This is a genomic window from Nitrospinota bacterium, from assembly GCA_016217735.1.
Taxonomy (GTDB): Bacteria; Nitrospinota_A; UBA7883; order JACRGQ01; family JACRGQ01; genus JACRGQ01.
Genome location: JACRGQ010000073.1, coordinates 16,623 through 33,853, shown reverse-complemented (window position 1 = coordinate 33,853; position 17,231 = coordinate 16,623). Strand labels below are relative to the sequence as shown.

At 57.1% G+C, this 17,231-nt stretch carries 19 protein-coding genes; 4 read left to right on the top strand and 15 right to left on the bottom strand.

Annotated features, from left to right (window positions below):
* Positions 1 to 155: 155 nt before the first annotated feature.
* From HZA03_12285 to HZA03_12275, 3 genes are all read right to left on the bottom strand, one after another.
* Complete coding sequence (locus tag HZA03_12285; protein ID MBI5638734.1) at positions 156 to 422, bottom strand: hypothetical protein; 267 nt, start codon at positions 420 to 422, stop codon at positions 156 to 158.
* Between the two features lie 199 nt (positions 423 to 621).
* On the bottom strand, positions 622 to 1,236 hold the full coding sequence (locus HZA03_12280) for a YceI family protein (GenBank protein ID MBI5638733.1): 615 nt from the start codon (positions 1,234 to 1,236) through the stop codon (positions 622 to 624).
* Between the two features lie 59 nt (positions 1,237 to 1,295).
* Positions 1,296 to 1,760, bottom strand: coding sequence for a MarR family transcriptional regulator (locus tag HZA03_12275; protein ID MBI5638732.1), 465 nt, complete (start codon positions 1,758 to 1,760; stop codon positions 1,296 to 1,298).
* Positions 1,761 to 1,849: 89 nt separating this feature from the next.
* Between HZA03_12275 and ispH the strand changes: the two genes are divergently transcribed.
* The 4 genes from ispH (at position 1,850) to HZA03_12255 (ending at position 6,295) form a co-directional block, all read left to right on the top strand.
* Positions 1,850 to 3,547 carry a 4-hydroxy-3-methylbut-2-enyl diphosphate reductase gene (gene ispH / locus HZA03_12270; protein MBI5638731.1) on the top strand — a complete coding sequence of 566 codons (1,698 nt, stop codon included), beginning with the start codon at positions 1,850 to 1,852 and terminating at the stop codon, positions 3,545 to 3,547.
* Between the two features lie 227 nt (positions 3,548 to 3,774).
* Entirely contained in the window at positions 3,775 to 4,581 is an 807-nt protein-coding gene (locus tag HZA03_12265) for a ParA family protein (protein MBI5638730.1), read from the top strand.
* An 8-nt stretch (positions 4,582 to 4,589) separates the two neighbouring features.
* Entirely contained in the window at positions 4,590 to 5,432 is an 843-nt protein-coding gene (locus HZA03_12260; protein ID MBI5638729.1) for a ParB/RepB/Spo0J family partition protein, read from the top strand.
* 128 nt (positions 5,433 to 5,560) lie between these two features.
* Positions 5,561 to 6,295, top strand: coding sequence for an SDR family NAD(P)-dependent oxidoreductase (locus tag HZA03_12255; GenBank protein ID MBI5638728.1), 735 nt, complete (start codon positions 5,561 to 5,563; stop codon positions 6,293 to 6,295).
* A gap of 71 nt (positions 6,296 to 6,366) precedes the next feature.
* On the opposite strand, the gene gyrB is transcribed toward HZA03_12255, so the two are convergent.
* The 12 genes from gyrB to HZA03_12195 form a co-directional block, all read right to left on the bottom strand.
* The gene (gyrB, locus tag HZA03_12250; GenBank protein ID MBI5638727.1) at positions 6,367 to 8,751 is read right to left on the bottom strand and encodes a DNA topoisomerase (ATP-hydrolyzing) subunit B; all 2,385 of its coding nucleotides are present in this window, start codon (positions 8,749 to 8,751) and stop codon (positions 6,367 to 6,369) included.
* Between the two features lie 182 nt (positions 8,752 to 8,933).
* A complete protein-coding gene (gene dnaA, locus HZA03_12245) occupies positions 8,934 to 10,253 on the bottom strand; it encodes a chromosomal replication initiator protein DnaA (GenBank protein ID MBI5638726.1) in 1,320 nt (439 codons plus the stop codon).
* 4 nt (positions 10,254 to 10,257) lie between these two features.
* Complete coding sequence (locus tag HZA03_12240) at positions 10,258 to 10,719, bottom strand: Rrf2 family transcriptional regulator (GenBank protein MBI5638725.1); 462 nt, start codon at positions 10,717 to 10,719, stop codon at positions 10,258 to 10,260.
* Positions 10,720 to 11,140: 421 nt separating this feature from the next.
* Complete coding sequence (locus HZA03_12235; GenBank protein MBI5638724.1) at positions 11,141 to 12,064, bottom strand: class II aldolase/adducin family protein; 924 nt, start codon at positions 12,062 to 12,064, stop codon at positions 11,141 to 11,143.
* A complete protein-coding gene (locus HZA03_12230) occupies positions 12,054 to 12,326 on the bottom strand; it encodes a EutN/CcmL family microcompartment protein (protein ID MBI5638723.1) in 273 nt (90 codons plus the stop codon). The genes HZA03_12235 and HZA03_12230 overlap by 11 nt, the downstream gene beginning before the upstream one ends.
* Positions 12,323 to 12,604, bottom strand: a complete 282-nt coding sequence (locus HZA03_12225; GenBank protein ID MBI5638722.1) for a EutN/CcmL family microcompartment protein — start codon at positions 12,602 to 12,604, stop codon at positions 12,323 to 12,325. The genes HZA03_12230 and HZA03_12225 overlap by 4 nt, the downstream gene beginning before the upstream one ends.
* Before the next feature lies 1 nt (position 12,605).
* Positions 12,606 to 13,160, bottom strand: coding sequence for a BMC domain-containing protein (locus HZA03_12220; protein ID MBI5638721.1), 555 nt, complete (start codon positions 13,158 to 13,160; stop codon positions 12,606 to 12,608).
* Positions 13,157 to 14,473 carry an SLBB domain-containing protein gene (locus tag HZA03_12215; protein ID MBI5638720.1) on the bottom strand — a complete coding sequence of 439 codons (1,317 nt, stop codon included), beginning with the start codon at positions 14,471 to 14,473 and terminating at the stop codon, positions 13,157 to 13,159. The genes HZA03_12220 and HZA03_12215 overlap by 4 nt, the downstream gene beginning before the upstream one ends.
* Complete coding sequence (locus tag HZA03_12210; protein MBI5638719.1) at positions 14,470 to 15,912, bottom strand: aldehyde dehydrogenase EutE; 1,443 nt, start codon at positions 15,910 to 15,912, stop codon at positions 14,470 to 14,472. The genes HZA03_12215 and HZA03_12210 overlap by 4 nt, the downstream gene beginning before the upstream one ends.
* Before the next feature lie 14 nt (positions 15,913 to 15,926).
* On the bottom strand, positions 15,927 to 16,238 hold the full coding sequence (locus HZA03_12205) for a EutN/CcmL family microcompartment protein (protein MBI5638718.1): 312 nt from the start codon (positions 16,236 to 16,238) through the stop codon (positions 15,927 to 15,929).
* Between the two features lie 3 nt (positions 16,239 to 16,241).
* Complete coding sequence (gene eutM, locus HZA03_12200) at positions 16,242 to 16,556, bottom strand: ethanolamine utilization microcompartment protein EutM (protein MBI5638717.1); 315 nt, start codon at positions 16,554 to 16,556, stop codon at positions 16,242 to 16,244.
* A gap of 33 nt (positions 16,557 to 16,589) precedes the next feature.
* A complete protein-coding gene (locus HZA03_12195) occupies positions 16,590 to 17,228 on the bottom strand; it encodes a BMC domain-containing protein (protein ID MBI5638716.1) in 639 nt (212 codons plus the stop codon).
* Positions 17,229 to 17,231: the final 3 nt, after the last annotated feature.

Sequence of the window (17,231 nt, the reverse complement as noted above, 5' to 3'; positions counted from 1 at the left end):
CGGTTCAGAGTCTGTCGGAAGACCGGGGAAACTTATCTACCAAACATGGTCCCAGCCATTAGGTGCGACACAGCTTTCCCCGGTTTCCACTTAATGAAATTCTACGATTTCCAAGATACAAGGTGCGACACTCCTGTCGCACACATAAATTTTTCCTATTTCCCAACCTGCCAGCCGGCGTTTCTCCGCCTTACACCGATGGCCGCCGCAGTCAGTGCGGCCAAAACATTGAAAGCGCCCGCCGATGATTCGATGAAGTACGCCTTCTTGTATCCATCAAGCAGTTGGCCCGCTTCGTTCGACAATCGTGCAAGTTCCGTCGCCTGCACGACGGCGGGATAAATGATAAACAGGGTGTTCAAGAAAATCAAAATACCAAGCGCGGCTTTCAGCTTCAAAATCCGTGGCGCGTCGCGCCTCATTCCTTTTATCCCCAATGCGCCGCTTATCAGCGTTAAAAACAGTCCTGGCAACGTAAGGAAACGCGTTCCACAAAGGATGAGCTTGCGCGCGAAGTGAAGTTCCGGAAGGGAGGCGGAGCCGAGTGATGAAGCCACAATGAATGTGAAAATGCTCCCCAGGAACAAGGTCATGCCGATAAGGTGAAAATAACGGGTTAACTTATTCATTGCCCGATGCCTCCCTTTCGGGGTACGCGGCAAGATGCGCCTTGAGAAGGAGCCGGTCATCCGCCCGTTTCACTATGCCGCCCAGCGTGGGAGGCTCCATGCCGAAGTCGGTGTATTTAACCTCCACCGCGCCGTCGATTACCAATGACATTCCCTCTAAATTGATAGTGACCGGAAATGAAACGTCTCTGGTTACTCCGCGGATGGTTAGGGCTCCCCGCACGGTTTTTTCGCCGGTAAAGGTGGAGGGATCGCTTGGTGAAAGCGGCTCGATGGCGATGAGGTTGAATACGATGGTGGGATAGGTTCCGGTTTGCAATATCTCGCGTATATGCGCGTCGCGCCTGTCGATGCCGGAAGTGAATGAAGCCGCGTCTATGATGACCCTGCCGTTGACCGCGCCATCAAGGCTGATGGTTCCGGTGACCTTGCCGCTCGTGCCGCCTATTGTGTTCGGCACTAAAAAGAAGACTTTGGCATAGGCCTCGTATGACGCGGAGCTGTTGGGTCCGATTGAATAGGCGGCGGCGGGGGAAGAGGGCGGCAGTGGCTGCTCCGCGGCGGCGGGCGCGGAGAGAAGGAGAAACAGAATGGCAAAGCAACGCATAATGACCTCCATAAACGTAAACAATAGTTATTGTAACAACTAAAAAGCCGAAAAAAAGACTATGTAAGGTTTTTGATAATCACCTCCAGCGCGGTTCGATACTCCCCCAATTGACGGGGAGAAAGCCCGCGGGTTGCCTGCCGCAAGGTGGCGTGGGCGCATTCCAGAAGTTCCGGCGTAAGAGCCCGTCCTTTTCCGGTGAGATGGATGCGAAACGTGCGGCCGTCATTGGGATCGGGTTGTCTCACGACCAGCTTCTTTTTCTCCATCGTGTCCAGAATGCGGGTGATATTCGGTTTGTCCTTGATTGCGGTGCGGGCAAGCTCGGTTTGCGTGAGGCCATCTTTATGGAAGAGCAGGTTCAGAACCCCCCATTGCTCGGTGGTGACATCGAGTCCGCGCAGCTTGAACGAGCGCAGGAGGCCCAGTTTGAGCGCGTGGGCGGCCTTGTTGGTAAGAAAACCGGCCGATTCGTTCAGCGGCAAAGGGCGTGCCGGCACAGGCTGTTTCATCGCATCCCCCATTAAGGTTGTTATGACAACTATACCGCGCCGCGGGCGGGAAAGTCAAGCGGGGGATTGCCACGCATTGCCTCGCATGGCACAATAAAAAGATGGCAGAGATTAAATTGGCAAAAACCGCCGGCTTTTGCTGGGGGGTAAAGCGGGCTATCGACATCACGCTGGAATCGGCGCGCGGCAAGAACAAAGAGGTCTACACCTACGGCCCGCTCATCCACAACCCGCAACTGATAAAACTGCTGGAAAGCAAGAACATCCATGTGGAAACCGATCTGGACAAGCTCCAGCCGGGGAGCGAAGTTATCATCCGGACGCACGGCATCACCCCGCAAAAGAGGGAAGACTTAAAGCGCCACGGGCTGAAAATAAGCGATGCAACATGCCCCTTGGTCGCCAAGGTTCAGGGAATGATCCGCAAATACTCCCGCAAAGGCTATACGGTGGTGATCGTCGGCGATGACGGCCATGCCGAAGTGACCGGCTTGAAAGGATTCGCGGAAACGCCGGTATACGTCGTTGCATCCCTCGAAGAGGCCAAAAAACTGCCGGATTTCGATAAAGTCTTTGTCGCCGCCCAAACAACCTGCGATATCGAAAACTACACCGCCATAACCAGGTACTTCAGGGAAAAATGCCGCGGCATCGAAATAGGGGATACCATCTGCGAAGCCACCGACGAGCGGCAGAGCGAGGTGATCCGGCTTGCGAAGGAAGTCGATGCCATGGTTATCGTGGGCGGGAAAAATTCCGCCAACACAACCCGGCTTGCGGCCATAGCGAAAGAACATGGTCTTGACGCATATCACATAGAAACGGATGACGAGCTCGACTTGGCCGATCTCTCTAAATATCGGCGCATAGGGGTCACCGCCGGCGCTTCCACCCCGAAGTGGATCATCGACGCGGTGGTGGCGAAACTCGCCGGCATCAAAGAGCAGCGCAAGCCGTTTTACATCGAAATACTGGGGTTTTTCGTCAAAAGCAACCTCTTTCTCGCCGCCGGCGGGGCGATGCTTACCTATGCCAATATGATTATGCTCCGGGAAAAGCCGAACCCGCTGATAGTGGGAGCGGCTTTCTGCGCGATAGCCGCAACCTATCTCACAAACCAGCTTTTGCGGCCAAAAGAGATTCAAAAAAGCCAAATCAGAAAGTACTACTACCACCTCAAATATAATTCCCTTTTTTGGGGTGTCGCCGTCGCCGCATTGGCGGCCGGGCTGATTCTTTCATTCAAACTCGGATTGCCAACGCTGGCGGTCTATCTGGCGGTTGTCGGATTCGGCGCCACTTATGGAATAGACAGGGGGCGGTTCAGGTTATTTGTGCGGTTAAAAGACATCCCCGCTTCAAAGGACATTTTTGTCAGCTTGGCTTGGGTGATGATAACTGTGGTCTTGACGTACATAAGCGCCAAACAGGGGAAGGATATTACCTTCCCCATCTTAATTACCTTCGGCATAGCGTATACGCGATCTGTCCTGTTCGATATACGCGATATTTATGCCGATCAGGTTATCGGAAAAGAGGTTATGCCGATGCTGGTGGGAAAAGAACACGCGAAAAAGACCCTGTACGGCGTACTATTAGGAATTTCCATTATCTGCATAATCGATCTGTTGATGGGGAGCAGGGGATCCCTCATGGCAGCGTATCTGCTGGGTGTGGCCTACCTGCTCGGCTTTGTTTACTATAACGAAAATAAGGTTTGGATCCATTCCGCCAAGTTCGATTTCTTCCTTGATATGCCTTATTTCATCATTGGCCTGACGATATACCTGCTTGCATGACCACCCCAGAATTGTTCCACGTGGAACAATCCCTTTGATTCTCAAAACAATGTTCCACGTGGAACATTTATCCCGAATTCCATAGCTTGCTCCCGCTGTCCTGCCGCCGATTTTGCTTAGGCGACAAGAATGTCGCCTCTACCGGGCAAGAGGATCAATGAGGGGGAAAATCTCAAAGCACAATTTCAGCTTGCCGCGCCCATGCCCACCTGCTACACTTCTCACCAATGCTCACCATAGCAATTTCCAATCAGAAGGGCGGGGTTGGCAAAACAACCACCGCCATCAACCTCGGCGCTTGCCTCGCCTTGTCGGGAAAAAGAACCCTCATCATAGATATCGACCCGCAGGCAAATACAACCTCTGGCCTGGGCCTTGATCCAAACGCGGAAAACACCATTTATACCGCCCTTGTCGAAGAAAATGCCGACAACGGCTGCATCAAGCCGACCATCGTGGACAACCTCCATGTCCTCTCTTCGGATATCAACCTCGCCGCGGCGGAGATCGAGCTTTCCACCTACGCAAACGCCCACTACCGCCTGAAGGGGATACTCAATACCCTGCGGGACAAATTCGATTTTATCCTTATAGACTGTCCGCCGGCGCTCGGCTTCCTTACCATCAACGCGCTGGTAGCCTCCGATTCCGTTCTCATCCCGCTGCAGACGGAGTACTTCGCGCTTGAAGGTCTTGGCAAATTGATGAATACTATCAATAGGATACGCGATTCTTACAACCCGTCGCTGGAGATAGAGGGGCTGCTTTTCACCATGTATGACAAGCGGACTTCGCTTTCCAACCAGGTGATTGACGAAATAAAGAAGAATTTCACCAGCCATGTTTTTGAAACTGTGATTCCCCGGAACATCAGGCTTTCCGAGGCGCCCAGCCACGGCCTGCCGATTTCACTCTACGATACGAAATCAAAAGGCGCCGATGCCTATGTTGATCTCGCGCGGGAGATCATCACCCGCAGAAAAAGCTATTTCGAAGCGCTGAAAAACAGCGGCCTCGCCGTAACGGAGCATTAATAAACCCGATGATTCACAGAAAAGCGCTCGGCAAGGGGCTTTCGGCCCTCCTGCCCGATCAGGGAAAAATGAACGCCCCCCGCGTGAGCGAAATACCGCTTGCGGACATCGTGGCAAACCGCTATCAGCCCCGCCTCTCCTTTAAAGACGAAGCGCTGAAAGAGCTGGCCGCTTCCATCAAGGAGAACGGCCTCATCCAGCCGGTCATCGTACACAAAGTGGATAACGGGTACGAGCTGATAGCGGGCGAACGCCGGTTCCGCGCGGCTAAAATGCTCGGCATGGCCGCGATACCGGCCATCATCAAGTCGGTGCAGAACGCGGAAGCGCTGGAAATGGCCATCGTCGAAAACATCCAGCGGGAAGAGCTCAACCCCATCGAAGAGGCGAAGGCCTACAAGATGCTGATGGACGAATTCAAGCTCACGCAGGAGATGGTGGCGAAAAAAGTCGGCAAACAGCGCCCGACCGTGGCGAACACCCTGCGGCTGCTCAACCTGCCGCGCGACATCCAAGCCGATATCGAAACCGGCCGCCTGACGATGGGGCACGCCCGCGCGCTGCTGGCGTGCGATACCGAAGCCGCCATGATGGAGATGCGGACGCAGATACTCCAGCTCGGCCTCAACGTGCGCGACGTGGAATCAAAAACCGCGAAAAAAAGATCGGCCGCCGCAAAAACGAAGATTGAGCTGGATCCGAACGTCCGCTCGTTCATCGACTCGCTCCAGAAAAAGCTCTCCACCAAGGTCACGTTGAAACCGAACCGGAAAGGGGGCGGCACCCTCACGTTCGAGTACTACAATCAGGACGATTTAGACCGGATTTTGGAGCACTTGGAGCGAATATAGCCGTTTGGAGCATTTGCAGGAATTGCGGCAATGCTTGCGGCCAAATTTCAGTTTACAACTCTTTGTTTTAATTGCTTATTTTTGGGGCTTTTGTGCCCCTTTTTCCCCTATTTGAGGGATAGCAAAGCATGAAAGGCTACGTCTTGATCCTCGGCGCGATGTCCGATATCGCCCGCCCTCTCGCGCGTGAGTACGCCGCCGCCGGTTACAATCTCTACCTTGCCGATCCGCAGCCCGCCCTCTTGGCCGAAGATTGCGCCCGCCTTAAATCCCTCTACGGCATCGAGGCGAAGGCTCTCTCCTTTGATCTTCTCTATTTCAACGGCCACGAAAAATTCTTTCACCGTCTCGATCCGCGGCCGTCGATTGTCATCTGCATCGGCGGCTACCTTGGCGATCACCAGCTTGCAACAGGCGATATGGAAGAAGTTTCCAAAATCATCCAGATCAATTTTGTCGGCCCCGTTTCCATTCTCAATATCGCCGCCGACTGCTACGAGAAAGAAAAATCCGGCTTCATCGTCGGCGTCGGTTCGGTGATGGGGCAGAGGGGTTTTCACAGGCACTACTTTTACAGCGCGGCAAAAGCGGCGTTCTCCGCGTATCTCTCCGGCCTGCGCAACCGGCTTGCATCCAGCGGCGTGCGCGTGCTCACCGTGAAGCCCGGATTCGTGGCGACCAAGATGACCGCCGGAATTTCTTTTCCCCGCTGGCTTATATCCAGCCCGGAAAAAGTGGCGCGCGATATTTTCCGCGCCCAGCAAAAGGGGGGGGACGTTTTATACACGCCCGCCTATTGGAAATTCATCATGTGGATTTTCATCCACCTCCCCGAACGCCTCTTCAAGCGGATGAAGTTTTAGGCGAACGCATGGCAACGCCATTCAGGGAATATGTCGACATCGATAAATTCAAGCGGCTGCCAATCCGCCCTTTACACGTCGAGATTGCGGACTTCCAGCGCGTGGCGGTAGATAAAGTCGCGGCGCGGCTCCACCAATTCCCCCATCAGCAGGCTGAAGATGTCGTTCGCCTCCACGGCGTCTTCCACCTGCACCTGCAGCAGGGTGCGCTTGGCGGGATCCATCGTGGTCTCCCAGAGCTGTTCGGGATTCATTTCACCCAGCCCCTTATAGCGCTGGACGTACATTCCATCGCGCGCGGCGGCCAGAATCCGGTCGACCAGCGCGCGGATATCGGTGCATTCCTGCGGCTCTTTCCCTTTCTCCTCGATGGTGAACGGGGGGGTGAGCGCATCCTTGATTTTATTTTTCAGTTCCAGCCCCTTCTGGTATTCGGCGGTGGTGATCACATCCCAGTTGATGAGGCTGTGAACGCCGGTTTTGGGATTGAACCAATCGAAGGCAAAGCCGCCGTGCTCGACGTGCGGCACAATGCGGTTTTTCGGGCTGGTTCCTTCGCAGCCGCGCATCACCTTATCCAGGTTTTCCTGTTTGGTGAAAAACTCCTTGTTGTTCACCCCGGCGCGGTGCAATGCGCGCAACAACTCTTCAGGATGCCCCTTGCCGACCAGCCGGTCCACCTGCCCCAGGTAATCGGACATCAGGTTCACCTTGCTTAGCAATTCGTCGCCCGCCAGTTTTTTGCCGCCGGCCAACGTCACCGAGAGGGAGGCGGTCGCCTCTTTCAGCAGATGGGTGTTGAGCTCCTTTTCGTCCTTGATGTACCGCTCGCTCTTCCCCTTGGCGATCTTGAAAAGCGGGGGCTGCGCGATGAAGAGGTAGCCGCGCTTGATGACATCTTCCATGTGGCGGTAAAAGAAAGTGAGCAGCAGCGTCCGGATGTGGCTGCCGTCCACATCGGCGTCGGTCATCAGGATGATCTTGTGATAGCGGATTTTGTTGATGTCGAAATCCTCCGCGCCCGCGCCACCGCCGATGGCCGTGATGAGCGTGCGGATTTCCTGCGATGCCAGCATCTTGTCGAAGCGCGCCTTTTCGACGTTGAGGATTTTGCCCTTCAACGGCAGAATCGCCTGGTAGCGGCGCTCGCGCCCCTGCTTGGCGGAACCGCCGGCGGAATCCCCTTCCACGATGTAGAGTTCGCACAGTTTCGGGTCTTTTTCCTGGCAGTCGGCCAGTTTGCCGGGAAGGGATGAAAATTCCAGCACCCCCTTGCGGCGGGTGAGGTCGCGCGCCCGCTTGGCCGCTTCGCGCGCGTCGGAGGCGATCATCGATTTTTGGATGATCATCTTGGCGGTCTGCGGGTTTTCCTCGAAAAACGTGTCGAGGGTTTCTTTCACCACCGATTCGGTGATCCCCTTGATCTCGCTGTTGCCCAGCTTCGACTTGGTTTGCCCCTCGAACTGCGGATTCATCATCTTCACGCTTATGACGGCGCAAAGCCCTTCGCGCACGTCGTCGCCGGTGATGGTCTGGTCCTTTTTCAGCAGCTTGCTGGCGGTGGCGTATTGGTTGATGCTGCGGGTGAGCGCCGCGCGGAAACCGGTGAGGTGCGTCCCCCCCTCCGGCGTATTGATGTTGTTCACGTAGGAAAAAACGTCTTCTTTGTAGCCATCGTTATAAATCATGGAAAATTCGATGGTGGTGGTGCCCTTTTCCCGCTTCATGTAAATCGGGTCGGGGAATATGGTGGTTTTCGTGCGGTTGATGTATTTCACGAAGGAGACGATTCCCCCCTCGTAATAAAACTCGTGTTCCTTGTCGGTACGCTCGTCGACGATCTTGATGCGGATGCCGCTGTTGAGGAAGGCCAGCTCACGCAGCCGGAGCGAGAGATAATCAAAGTTGAATATCGTTTTTTCGAAAATGGTTTCATCCGGCTTGAAGCGGACTTTCGTGCCGTGGCCGGTGGCCTCGCCGATTTTTTTCAGGGGAGCCTTTGGATCGCCTTTTTCGTACCGTTGGGTCCATACGGCTCCGTCGCGGCGTATCTCCAATTCCAAAAACGCGGCAAGCGCGTTCACCACGGAAACGCCGACGCCATGCAGGCCGCCGGATATTTTGTAGCCGTCGCCTTCGAACTTGCCTCCGGCGTGCAATACGGTCAACACCACTTCGGCGGTCGATACCCCCCGGTCGGGATGTATTTCAACCGGGATGCCGCGGCCATCGTCTTCCACGGAAATCGATTCGTCGGAATGGATGACGACATTGATGTTTTTGCAATGTCCCCCCATCGCTTCATCGATGGCGTTATCGACAACTTCGTATACGAGGTGGTGCAGGCCCCTTTCGCTTACATCGCCGATATACATGGCGGGACGTTTACGTACCGCTTCCAGGCCTTCCAGAATCTTTATCTGTTCGGCGCCGTATTTGTTATTTACTGTTTCCATAATATTTAAATAGAATTTGTAGCAGTAGTAGAGCCTGTGGATTCCGTGGATAAGCCGTATTCGGCAAGGTTATTCAATAACGAAGCTTTTTGATAACCTGTCGAGAAATGTACCGGGGTATCAACAGCTAATGGCCTAAAAATCTTTTGCACAGTTTATCCCCATCTCCATTAAAGCGTTATTCACAATTCCAGCATTTTTTTTACAGCGGTTATGTCGCTGCAAATCTTGGTGTTAGTCTCAACTTCCTTCTTTATTTTCTGGTGGGCGTGGATAACTGTGCTGTGATCGCGCCCCCCAAAAACCTTGCCAATTTGCGGCAAGGATTCGTCGGTAACCTCGCGGCAGAGATACATGGCTATCTGCCGCGGCACCGTCATGTTGCGGCTCCGGTTTTTCGATTTGAGGTCGTTCGGTTTCAGCCCGAAATACTCGGTCACCGCCTTTTGTATCTGCGGAATGCCGATGTGTTTCTGCGCGTTCGAGTAAACGTCGTGCAGCACGTCGCGGGCGAGCACGAGATCGATTGGCACCCCCTTGAGCGATGAAAATGCGACCACGCGGGCCATGCACCCTTCCAGCTCGCGGACGTTCGATTTGATCGTTTCCGCCAGGAAGTGGATCACGTCCTCCGGCAGCTTGTAGCCGTTGACCTCCGCCTTGGTGCGGATGATGGCGATCTTGGTCTCCAGGTCGGGGGGCTGTATGTCGGCGATCAGGCCGGAAGCGAAACGGCTCCTGAGGCGGTCTTCAAGTTTTTTGATGTCTTTGGGGAACTGGTCGCTGGTGATGACGATCTGTTTGCCGGCGTGGAACAGCTCGTTGAACGTGTGGAAAAACTCCTCCTGCGTCGCGGGCTTCCCGGCGATGAACTGGATGTCGTCGATAAGCAGCACGTCGAGGTTGCGGAAGGTGTTCCGGAATTCCTCCATCTGCCCTTTTTGCATACGGGAGATCATCTGCGTCACAAACTGGTCGGACGAAAGATAAAGGACGCTCCAATCGGGGTGTTTGTCGAGGATGAACTGGCTGATCGACTGCAGCAGGTGGGTTTTCCCCAGACCGACGCCGCCGTAGATGTAAAGCGGATTGTACTTCGTGCCGGGGTTCAGGGCGGACTGCAACGACGACGCGTAGGCGAATTCGTTGCTCTTGCCGCGAACAAACGTCTTGAAGGTGTAGAGGGGGTTGAGCCGGACGGGAGCCGCCGCTTTGCGCTGTTTCGCTTTCACCGGGATCGGGGCGCGCGCCTCTTTTGTCCGGGCGGCGGAAACGGTGAAAAGGATCTTCCGCTCGCCGCCGGCGCCGCGGCTGACCGCCTCGGCGATGTCCCGCAGGTGGTTGCGTTCTATCCATCCCTGCGAAAACGCCGACGGCACCGTGAGCGTAACCTCGTCGTCGGTGATGGCGGCGATGGTGATCGGCTCGATGTGCGAAATGAAGTTGTGCGGGTCGATGCGCCGCTCAAGCTCTTTTTTGCAGTTATCCCAGAAGTTTTGCATGGAATCAGAGCTGGTAAATAAAGCTCGGTTTGTCGTTGGAAACGCCGGCGGCGCCAAGGGTTTCGCTGGAGACTTCCGCCAAGGAGATGGAGTAGAGCGTTTTTTTGAGCGAACTGGTGATGCGGCTCCAGAGGAGCTGCGTCAGGCAGTTTTGCGTCTTGCTGCAGGCCGATTGCGCCGTATCGTCGACACAGTCGGAAAGGATGATGTTTTCGTCCACCGCCTCGAAAATCTCGCCGATGCTGATCTGCGACGGCTCCTTGCCGAGCAGATAGCCGCCGCCGGGGCCGCGCACGCTTTTCACCAGTTCCGCTTTGCGCAGTTTCAGGAAAAGCTGCTCAAGGTAGTTGAGGGAAATGTCCTGCCGGGCCGAAATGCTGGCCAGCGAAACCGGCGAACCGGCCGGCTGAACGGCGAGATCGACCAACGCCTGAACCGCATAGTGTCCTTTGGTGGATATTTTCATAGACAGGGGAAATTCTATCAATATTTCCATCTATTTTAACGGTTTTATTTTCACCAAATAATGATAAAAGAAACAATAAGATACAAAAAGTTATCCACAATAGAGCGGTTGTGGATAAGTCCTATTTCCGATAATGGCGCACGGGTAAGCTTTGCGTTACTACAAGTAATGAAAAAACAATAAAATAGGTTCATTCGCCAGAGTTTGCCCTGAATGAAATGTGTGGGCCAAGGCGACAGCGTAAACCACGAATTGCACGAAGATCACGAATAATTAAAACAAAAATTTTTCGCCTCCCCCCATTCCCGTTCGTGTCATTCGTGATCTTCGTGGTTCAAAATCCCTTTCCGGAAAGGGATACTTTGCCACGCTCAGATACAATATCTTTGGTTCGGGATGAGCCGACGTTGCCGGTCAGGTCTCAGCGCGTGGTCGCAAGCTCCGCTTTCACCTCGCGGATGATGGCGGCCAACACCTCGGGCGAAACATTGGGCAGTATGCCGGCCGCCACTTTTTCCACGCTTGCGGCTGAGCCGCTGGGGGCGGAAGCGGCAACACGCGCATCCACTGGCGCGGCGGATGGCGGGCAGGCCGCGTTTTCAACGGAGGCGCCGCCGGTCATTGAGGCGCATGCGCCGCTTGCGGCTGAGCCGCCGCTGTGTTTGCCGCACGCGTTGCAATCGTTGCACGTTATTTTCCATTCCGGCAGGCCGAGGTTTTTTCCGATCTTCACCAACTCGTTCACCTGCGCGGTGGAAAGCGGCTTGGCATTTCCCAGCATCCTTGAATGGAAGGTTATTTCGGCCACATGTTCCATCCGCTCCAGCGTGTTGTAGGCGGCGAAAATATCTTTTCCCACGGTAACGCTGCCGTGGCGCTCCAGGATGACGGCGTCATAGTCCTTGATAGGCCCCTCGATGGAGCGGGGCACCTCGTCGGTGGAGGGGGGGGCGTAGTTCGCCGTCGGTATGCCGCCCAGCGTGAAGACCACTTCCGGCAGCAGGCACTGGGCCAGCGCGATGCCGGAGACGCTGAACGCCACGCAGATGGTGGGATGCGCGTGTACCACCGCGCCGATATCGGGCCGCTGGCGGTAGCAGGTGAGGTGCATCGCAAGCTCGGTGGACGGGTTGCGCGAGCCGGAAATTTTCTTTCCCTCCATGTCGACGATGATGAAATCGTCCACATTGAGGTATCCCTTGTGTACGCCGGTCGGTGTGGTCAATATCCGGTTCGCGTCCAGCTTCACCGAGAAGTTGCCGTCGGTGCTCGATATCCACCCGCGGGCGTGTACCCTGCGGCCAACCTCAATCATGTCCAACCGGTGCTGATATTCAGTTTTCACGGCTCACCTCATCCACAATGCCGACGATCACGGAATGCACCGCGCCGTTCGGGTTCAAAAAAAGCTGGCGGGCGGCGTTTCCCTCGGTCTCCACCAGCACGATATCGCCGGGACCGGCCTGCACGAAATCGCACGAGAGGAACGTCTCGCCCTGCGGTTTCAGCTCCGCATCCAGCGGTTGCACGATCATTATCTTCGCTCCCCGGTATATCGGCTCCTGGTGCGACGTGGTGATGTTGCCGACAACTTTGCAGAATTTCATAGGCGTGTCTCCCTGTTGAGCGGTTCGTCCACGATGCCGACGATGCCGGCGTCCACCGGTCCGTCGTTGTGCGGGCAGGTGTGCATCGCCTCGCGCCCCGCAATCCACGAAACAATGGTTCCCGGCCCGGCCTGCATGTTTGAATCCACCATCACCTGCGGCTCCCCCTTGGGCTGGAGCCGGTCGTTGACCGGCTGCACCAGCAGCAGTTTCACCCCCTTGAGGGTTTCCGTCTTTTGCGAGGCGACCACCGTGCCGATCACTTTGCCTAAATGCATATCACGTCACCTTCAAAATAAGGTCTTTGTGCGGGCGGGGAATGATCTCCACCGCCACCATCGCCGCCAGATGCGCTATCGCTTTTTTGGCGAAATCGGCGGCGGCCTCTATCTCCGCTATTTCGCCGGTCATGGTGAAAAACGATTTGCCCCCAAGGCCGTTGGCAAGCCGCATCTCGATCAAAAATATGTTGGCCCCCTTCGCCGCGGCGTCGGCGGCGAGGATGCAGGACGCGACGGTGAACGTTTCAAACACCGCCAGCGCGTCCACCGCGGGGGCAACGGCGCAGGCCTCCATCGCCGGTATGAGTTGCGGATGCGCGTTCGGCAGGAAAAGCTCGTCCACCATCATGTCATCACCGATGGCGACGCCCTGCCGGAAACTTTCTTCCACGGGGGAAACCGCACCGGCGAAGAGCACCATGTATTTGCCGGGGCAGAGCGACCGCGCGTCGAGCAGCTGCACATCAGCTTTTTTCATCACCTCGTCGCAGGTTTTTATCCCGCGCGCGATGGAGCGGAGCTCAAGAAGCGCCAGCGCCGGTTCTTTAATCATTTTTCAATCCTTATGAATCCGTTCACCTTCGTCACGGTGCCGGCGATGGAGGCGTGTATGGCCGCCCCCAGCTTGCCTTCCGGGATGGATGCGATCTTTTGGCCCCGCTTCACTTTGTCCCCCGTCTTCACCACCGGCTGCGCGGGCGCGCCAAGATGCATCGATAGGGGCAGGCTCACGGCGGGCATATCCCATAGCGTGCCGTGATAGGCGGGCTTGATTTCGTACTTCGACAACGCCAGCCGCCGGGTGAGCTTGTCTTTCGGCACACGGCGCACCGCGCGGTAGGTATCGGCCTTTAGTTCCTTTTTTTCCGGCGTAAACCGGATGCCGCGTTCGGAAAGACTCCTTTTAAAATCTCGGAAAAACCGGCGCGGCGAAAGCGCGATGGGGCAGGCGAAAAGATCGCAAACGCCGCACTCGCAGCAGAGGAACGCGTTGAGCACCGTCGCTGCCTCCGGCTCGCGTTGTTCGTTTATCACCCGCATGATGGCATGCGGCTCCAGCGCGTGGCCGTTGAGGGAGCGCGGGCAGAGGTCGGTGCAGTAACGGCATTGCTCGCACGCCCCGCGCGAGAGGCGGATGTCGGCGGCCAGCGGGCGGTTCAACCGCGCCACATGTGGATTGTCTTTTGGAAGGATGAAGAGGCCCGCGGTGGTTTTCGTCACCACCTCTTTTTCGGGATCGGCGAGGCGGCCCATCATGGGGCCGTTCAGCAGCACCGCGTAATCGTCAATCAGCGGCCCGCCGCAGCCGGCGATGATATCGGCCAGCGATGCGCCAAGCGGGACGCGGTGGACACCGGGGTTTTTTATTTCGCCGCCGACGGTTATCACTTTGTCCGTTACCGCTTCCCCTTTTGCGGCGCGCGCGATGTTGGCCAGGGTGGCGACGTTCTGCACCACCACGCCGACGTTCAGCGGTATCCCCGCTTCCGGCACGATGCGGCCGGTGGTTTCATACACCAGCACCTGTTCGTCGCCGGAGGGATAGAAATTGCCTAGGGGAAAAAGCTCCATCCCCTTTTCCCCCGCGATCAGTTTTTCAAAACGGGCGGTGGCATCGTGATATTTTTCTTTCACGCAGAGCAGGCCGCGCGAAGCGCCGGTCTGGCGCATCACGTGGCGCAGGCCGTCGACGATTTCTTCGGCGTTCGATTCCATCACGAACTGGTCGGAATACAGGAGCGGTTCGCACTCCGCGCCGTTCGCCAGCACGGTATCGACCCGCGCGGCGAGTTTGACGTGCGTGGGAAAGCCCGCGCCCCCGGCGCCCACAACCCCCGCTTCCCGCACCAGTTCGATGAGGTTCATATGATCCTGAAAGAATCTTTCAGCGTGCAGCGCCGCTCGCGGGAAAAATGGCGCGCGGTGGTAAGCCCCTCGCCGGTGGGACTGGCGATGGTGAACGAGGTGTACCCCTCGCCCCCCGCGCCGAGGCCCGCGAAGGAGGGCGCGTTCTTCACGAAGATGGAGGTGTTCACCGCCCGCGCCATCCGGCTGAGGTTATCGATGTTTTTCGAGTGCATCACGGCGGTGTGGCGGAAGCCGTGCTCGACCTCCACCGCGATGTCGATGGCGTTGTTCACGTTGGCGGCGCGGACGAAGCCGACCACCGGCATCAGCAATTCCATCTGCACAATCGGATCGTCTTTGGAAGCCTCGGCCACGATGAGGCGGATGTCGTCTTTCACATCGATATCGATGGATTGCAGGATGAGGCGGGCGTCTTTGCCGACCCAGTCTTTATTGACTTCGCCGTGGTCGCCGCCGCGTGCCGGGGCGCGGTTGATGATTTTCTTTTCCAGCCGCCGAAGCTGCTGCGCGTTGAGGATATAGGCTCCCGATTTTTTGAGTTCGGCCAGCAGTTTATCCGCGATGGCCTCCACCGCGATGATCTCTTTTTCCACGATGCAGACGATGTTGTTGTCGAACGACGCCCCTTCCACAATGCAGCGGGCCGCATTCGCGAGGTCGGCGGTCTCGTCCACCACCACCGGCGGATTGCCCGGCCCGGCGGCGATCACTTTTTTGCCGCTGGCCATCGCCGCGCCCACCACGGCCGGGCCGCCGGTGACCACCAGCAGCGCGATGCCGGGGTGTTTCATCAGTTCGTTCGCGCTGGCAATGGTCGGCACGGCGACGGTTGCGATCAGGTTCGGCGGCCCGCCCGCCTCCACAATCGCCCGGTTCAGCAGGTCGATGGTGAAGAGCGTCACTTTCTTCGCTGTGGGGTGGGCGTTCACAACCACCGCGTTGCCGGCGGCTATCATGCCGATAGCGTTGTTGATTATTGTTTCCGTTGGATTGGTGCAGGGGGTGATGGAACCGATGACGCCGTAGGCGGCGCGTTCCAACAGGGTGAGGCCGTTATCGCCCGTCCAGGCTTCGGTCTCGAGGATCTCGATGCCAGGGGTTTTGGTGATGGCGAGCCGGTTCTTTATCAGCTTGTGTTCGTAGCGGCCCAAACCAGTTTCGTCCACCGCCATGCGGGCCAATTGCCCCACGTTGGCCAGCGCCGCGCGGCGCATCGCCTCGATCATCCGCCCGCGCGCTTCCAGCGGCATCGAGCCGAGCGAGCGTAAGGCCGCCGTTGCCGCCGAGACCGCATCGGCGATGGTGGCGAACACCCCCATGCCGGACATTTGCGCGGGGGCCGATGCGCGCGCGGGGCCGCTTAACGCGCCGGTTGCGGCAAGCCGCTTGGCCACCCGCTCCACGGCGGCGGCAATCTGCTCTTCACCGAATTGCATGGTTCAAAGCCCTCTTATTTTATTCCGATATCGGCGGCGTACTTGTCGTACATCACCTCGCCGTTGATTTCCCACGTATCGACGATCGCCATGATGACGGCGTCGACGGGCCTTCCCTCGGTCTGCGTGGTCTGCCGCGCGGACGAGCCGGTGGCGAAGAGAACGACTTCCCCTTTGCCCGCGCCCACGCTGTCGGCGGCCACCACGTAGTTGTTCGTGATCTTGCCGTAGGCGTCCACCTGCTGGACGAGAAGGAGTTTCAATCCCTCCAGTTTCTCGTCCTTGCGGGAGGCGACCACGGTGCCGGTTATTCTGCCGAACATCATGGCTTAGCCCTTCTGCCCTTTGGTTTCCTTGCGGGCTTCTTCCAGGCGGCCGAGCGGCAGCACGAGATCGATGTTGGCGTGCGGGCGCGGAATGACGTGAACGCTCACCAGCTCGCCCACTTTTTCGGCGGCGCGCGCGCCCGCTTCGGTGGCGGCCTTCACCGCGGCAACGTCGCCCCGGACGATGGCGGTGACGAAACCGCCGCCGATCTTTTCGTAACCGACCAGCTCAACGCGCGCGGCTTTCACCATCGCGTCGGAGGCCTCCACCATCCCGGTAAATCCTTTTGTTTCTATCAATCCAAGCGCTTCAGCCATACCAAATCCTCCTGTTAACAATTAAAGGTTTATTTACTCTTTTTTCGCGCCCTTGAGGGGAATTCCTTCAAGGCTGTTCATCGCTTTCATCGCCGCTTCCGCCGCCGAATCGATCTCCGATTCCGGCCCGGAGAGGTAGAGCCGCCCGAGGGCGCCGAACGGGCGCACCTCGATAAGCTTTATGTTGGCCGCTTTTTCCGCTTCGTTCGCGGCGTAGATGACGTAGCCCGCCGGTTCCGTTTCCAGTATGAAGAGGCTCTCGCCGGGGAGGATCATGCTGCCGCCGCGGTTGCGGTTGATCAACTGACACTGATACGGCTCGACGGAGCGGATGATCTCGTTGCTGGCGAGGTGCGGCTTGATGCGGTCGGATTCCTTCACCTCAAGGTAATCCAGAATCGCCTTGCCGGCCGACATGACCTCTCCCTTGTCCTGTTCGTGTATTTCAAGGAGGCCGTAGGCGCGTTCGACTATCTGCACGGCGGGCTGCACCTTGGTCGCCTTCAGGGCGATGTCGAGAATGCGGTTGATCGCCAGCCCCGGCGCGATCTCAACGAAGAGGGAAGCGTTTCCCGGCACCGGGGGGAAACCTTTCGCCGTGCTGCCGATGAACGTGGCAAGCTGCGGCTGCAGGCTGTCGAGGAACACATACGTCCGAAGGGTTATCATCATCGC

Coding starts and splice junctions, on each gene's coding strand:
- HZA03_12285 (MBI5638734.1), bottom strand. CDS start 422: ATGAGGCGCGACGCGCCACGGATTTTGAAGCTGAAAGCCGCGCTTGGT.
- HZA03_12280 (MBI5638733.1), bottom strand. CDS start 1,236: ATGCGTTGCTTTGCCATTCTGTTTCTCCTTCTCTCCGCGCCCGCCGCC.
- HZA03_12275 (MBI5638732.1), bottom strand. CDS start 1,760: ATGGGGGATGCGATGAAACAGCCTGTGCCGGCACGCCCTTTGCCGCTG.
- ispH (MBI5638731.1), top strand. CDS start 1,850: ATGGCAGAGATTAAATTGGCAAAAACCGCCGGCTTTTGCTGGGGGGTA.
- HZA03_12265 (MBI5638730.1), top strand. CDS start 3,775: ATGCTCACCATAGCAATTTCCAATCAGAAGGGCGGGGTTGGCAAAACA.
- HZA03_12260 (MBI5638729.1), top strand. CDS start 4,590: ATGATTCACAGAAAAGCGCTCGGCAAGGGGCTTTCGGCCCTCCTGCCC.
- HZA03_12255 (MBI5638728.1), top strand. CDS start 5,561: ATGAAAGGCTACGTCTTGATCCTCGGCGCGATGTCCGATATCGCCCGC.
- gyrB (MBI5638727.1), bottom strand. CDS start 8,751: ATGGAAACAGTAAATAACAAATACGGCGCCGAACAGATAAAGATTCTG.
- dnaA (MBI5638726.1), bottom strand. CDS start 10,253: ATGCAAAACTTCTGGGATAACTGCAAAAAAGAGCTTGAGCGGCGCATC.
- HZA03_12240 (MBI5638725.1), bottom strand. CDS start 10,719: ATGAAAATATCCACCAAAGGACACTATGCGGTTCAGGCGTTGGTCGAT.
- HZA03_12230 (MBI5638723.1), bottom strand. CDS start 12,326: ATGAAATTCTGCAAAGTTGTCGGCAACATCACCACGTCGCACCAGGAG.
- HZA03_12225 (MBI5638722.1), bottom strand. CDS start 12,604: ATGCATTTAGGCAAAGTGATCGGCACGGTGGTCGCCTCGCAAAAGACG.
- HZA03_12220 (MBI5638721.1), bottom strand. CDS start 13,160: ATGATTAAAGAACCGGCGCTGGCGCTTCTTGAGCTCCGCTCCATCGCG.
- HZA03_12215 (MBI5638720.1), bottom strand. CDS start 14,473: ATGAACCTCATCGAACTGGTGCGGGAAGCGGGGGTTGTGGGCGCCGGG.
- HZA03_12210 (MBI5638719.1), bottom strand. CDS start 15,912: ATGCAATTCGGTGAAGAGCAGATTGCCGCCGCCGTGGAGCGGGTGGCC.
- HZA03_12205 (MBI5638718.1), bottom strand. CDS start 16,238: ATGATGTTCGGCAGAATAACCGGCACCGTGGTCGCCTCCCGCAAGGAC.
- eutM (MBI5638717.1), bottom strand. CDS start 16,556: ATGGCTGAAGCGCTTGGATTGATAGAAACAAAAGGATTTACCGGGATG.
- HZA03_12195 (MBI5638716.1), bottom strand. CDS start 17,228: ATGATGATAACCCTTCGGACGTATGTGTTCCTCGACAGCCTGCAGCCG.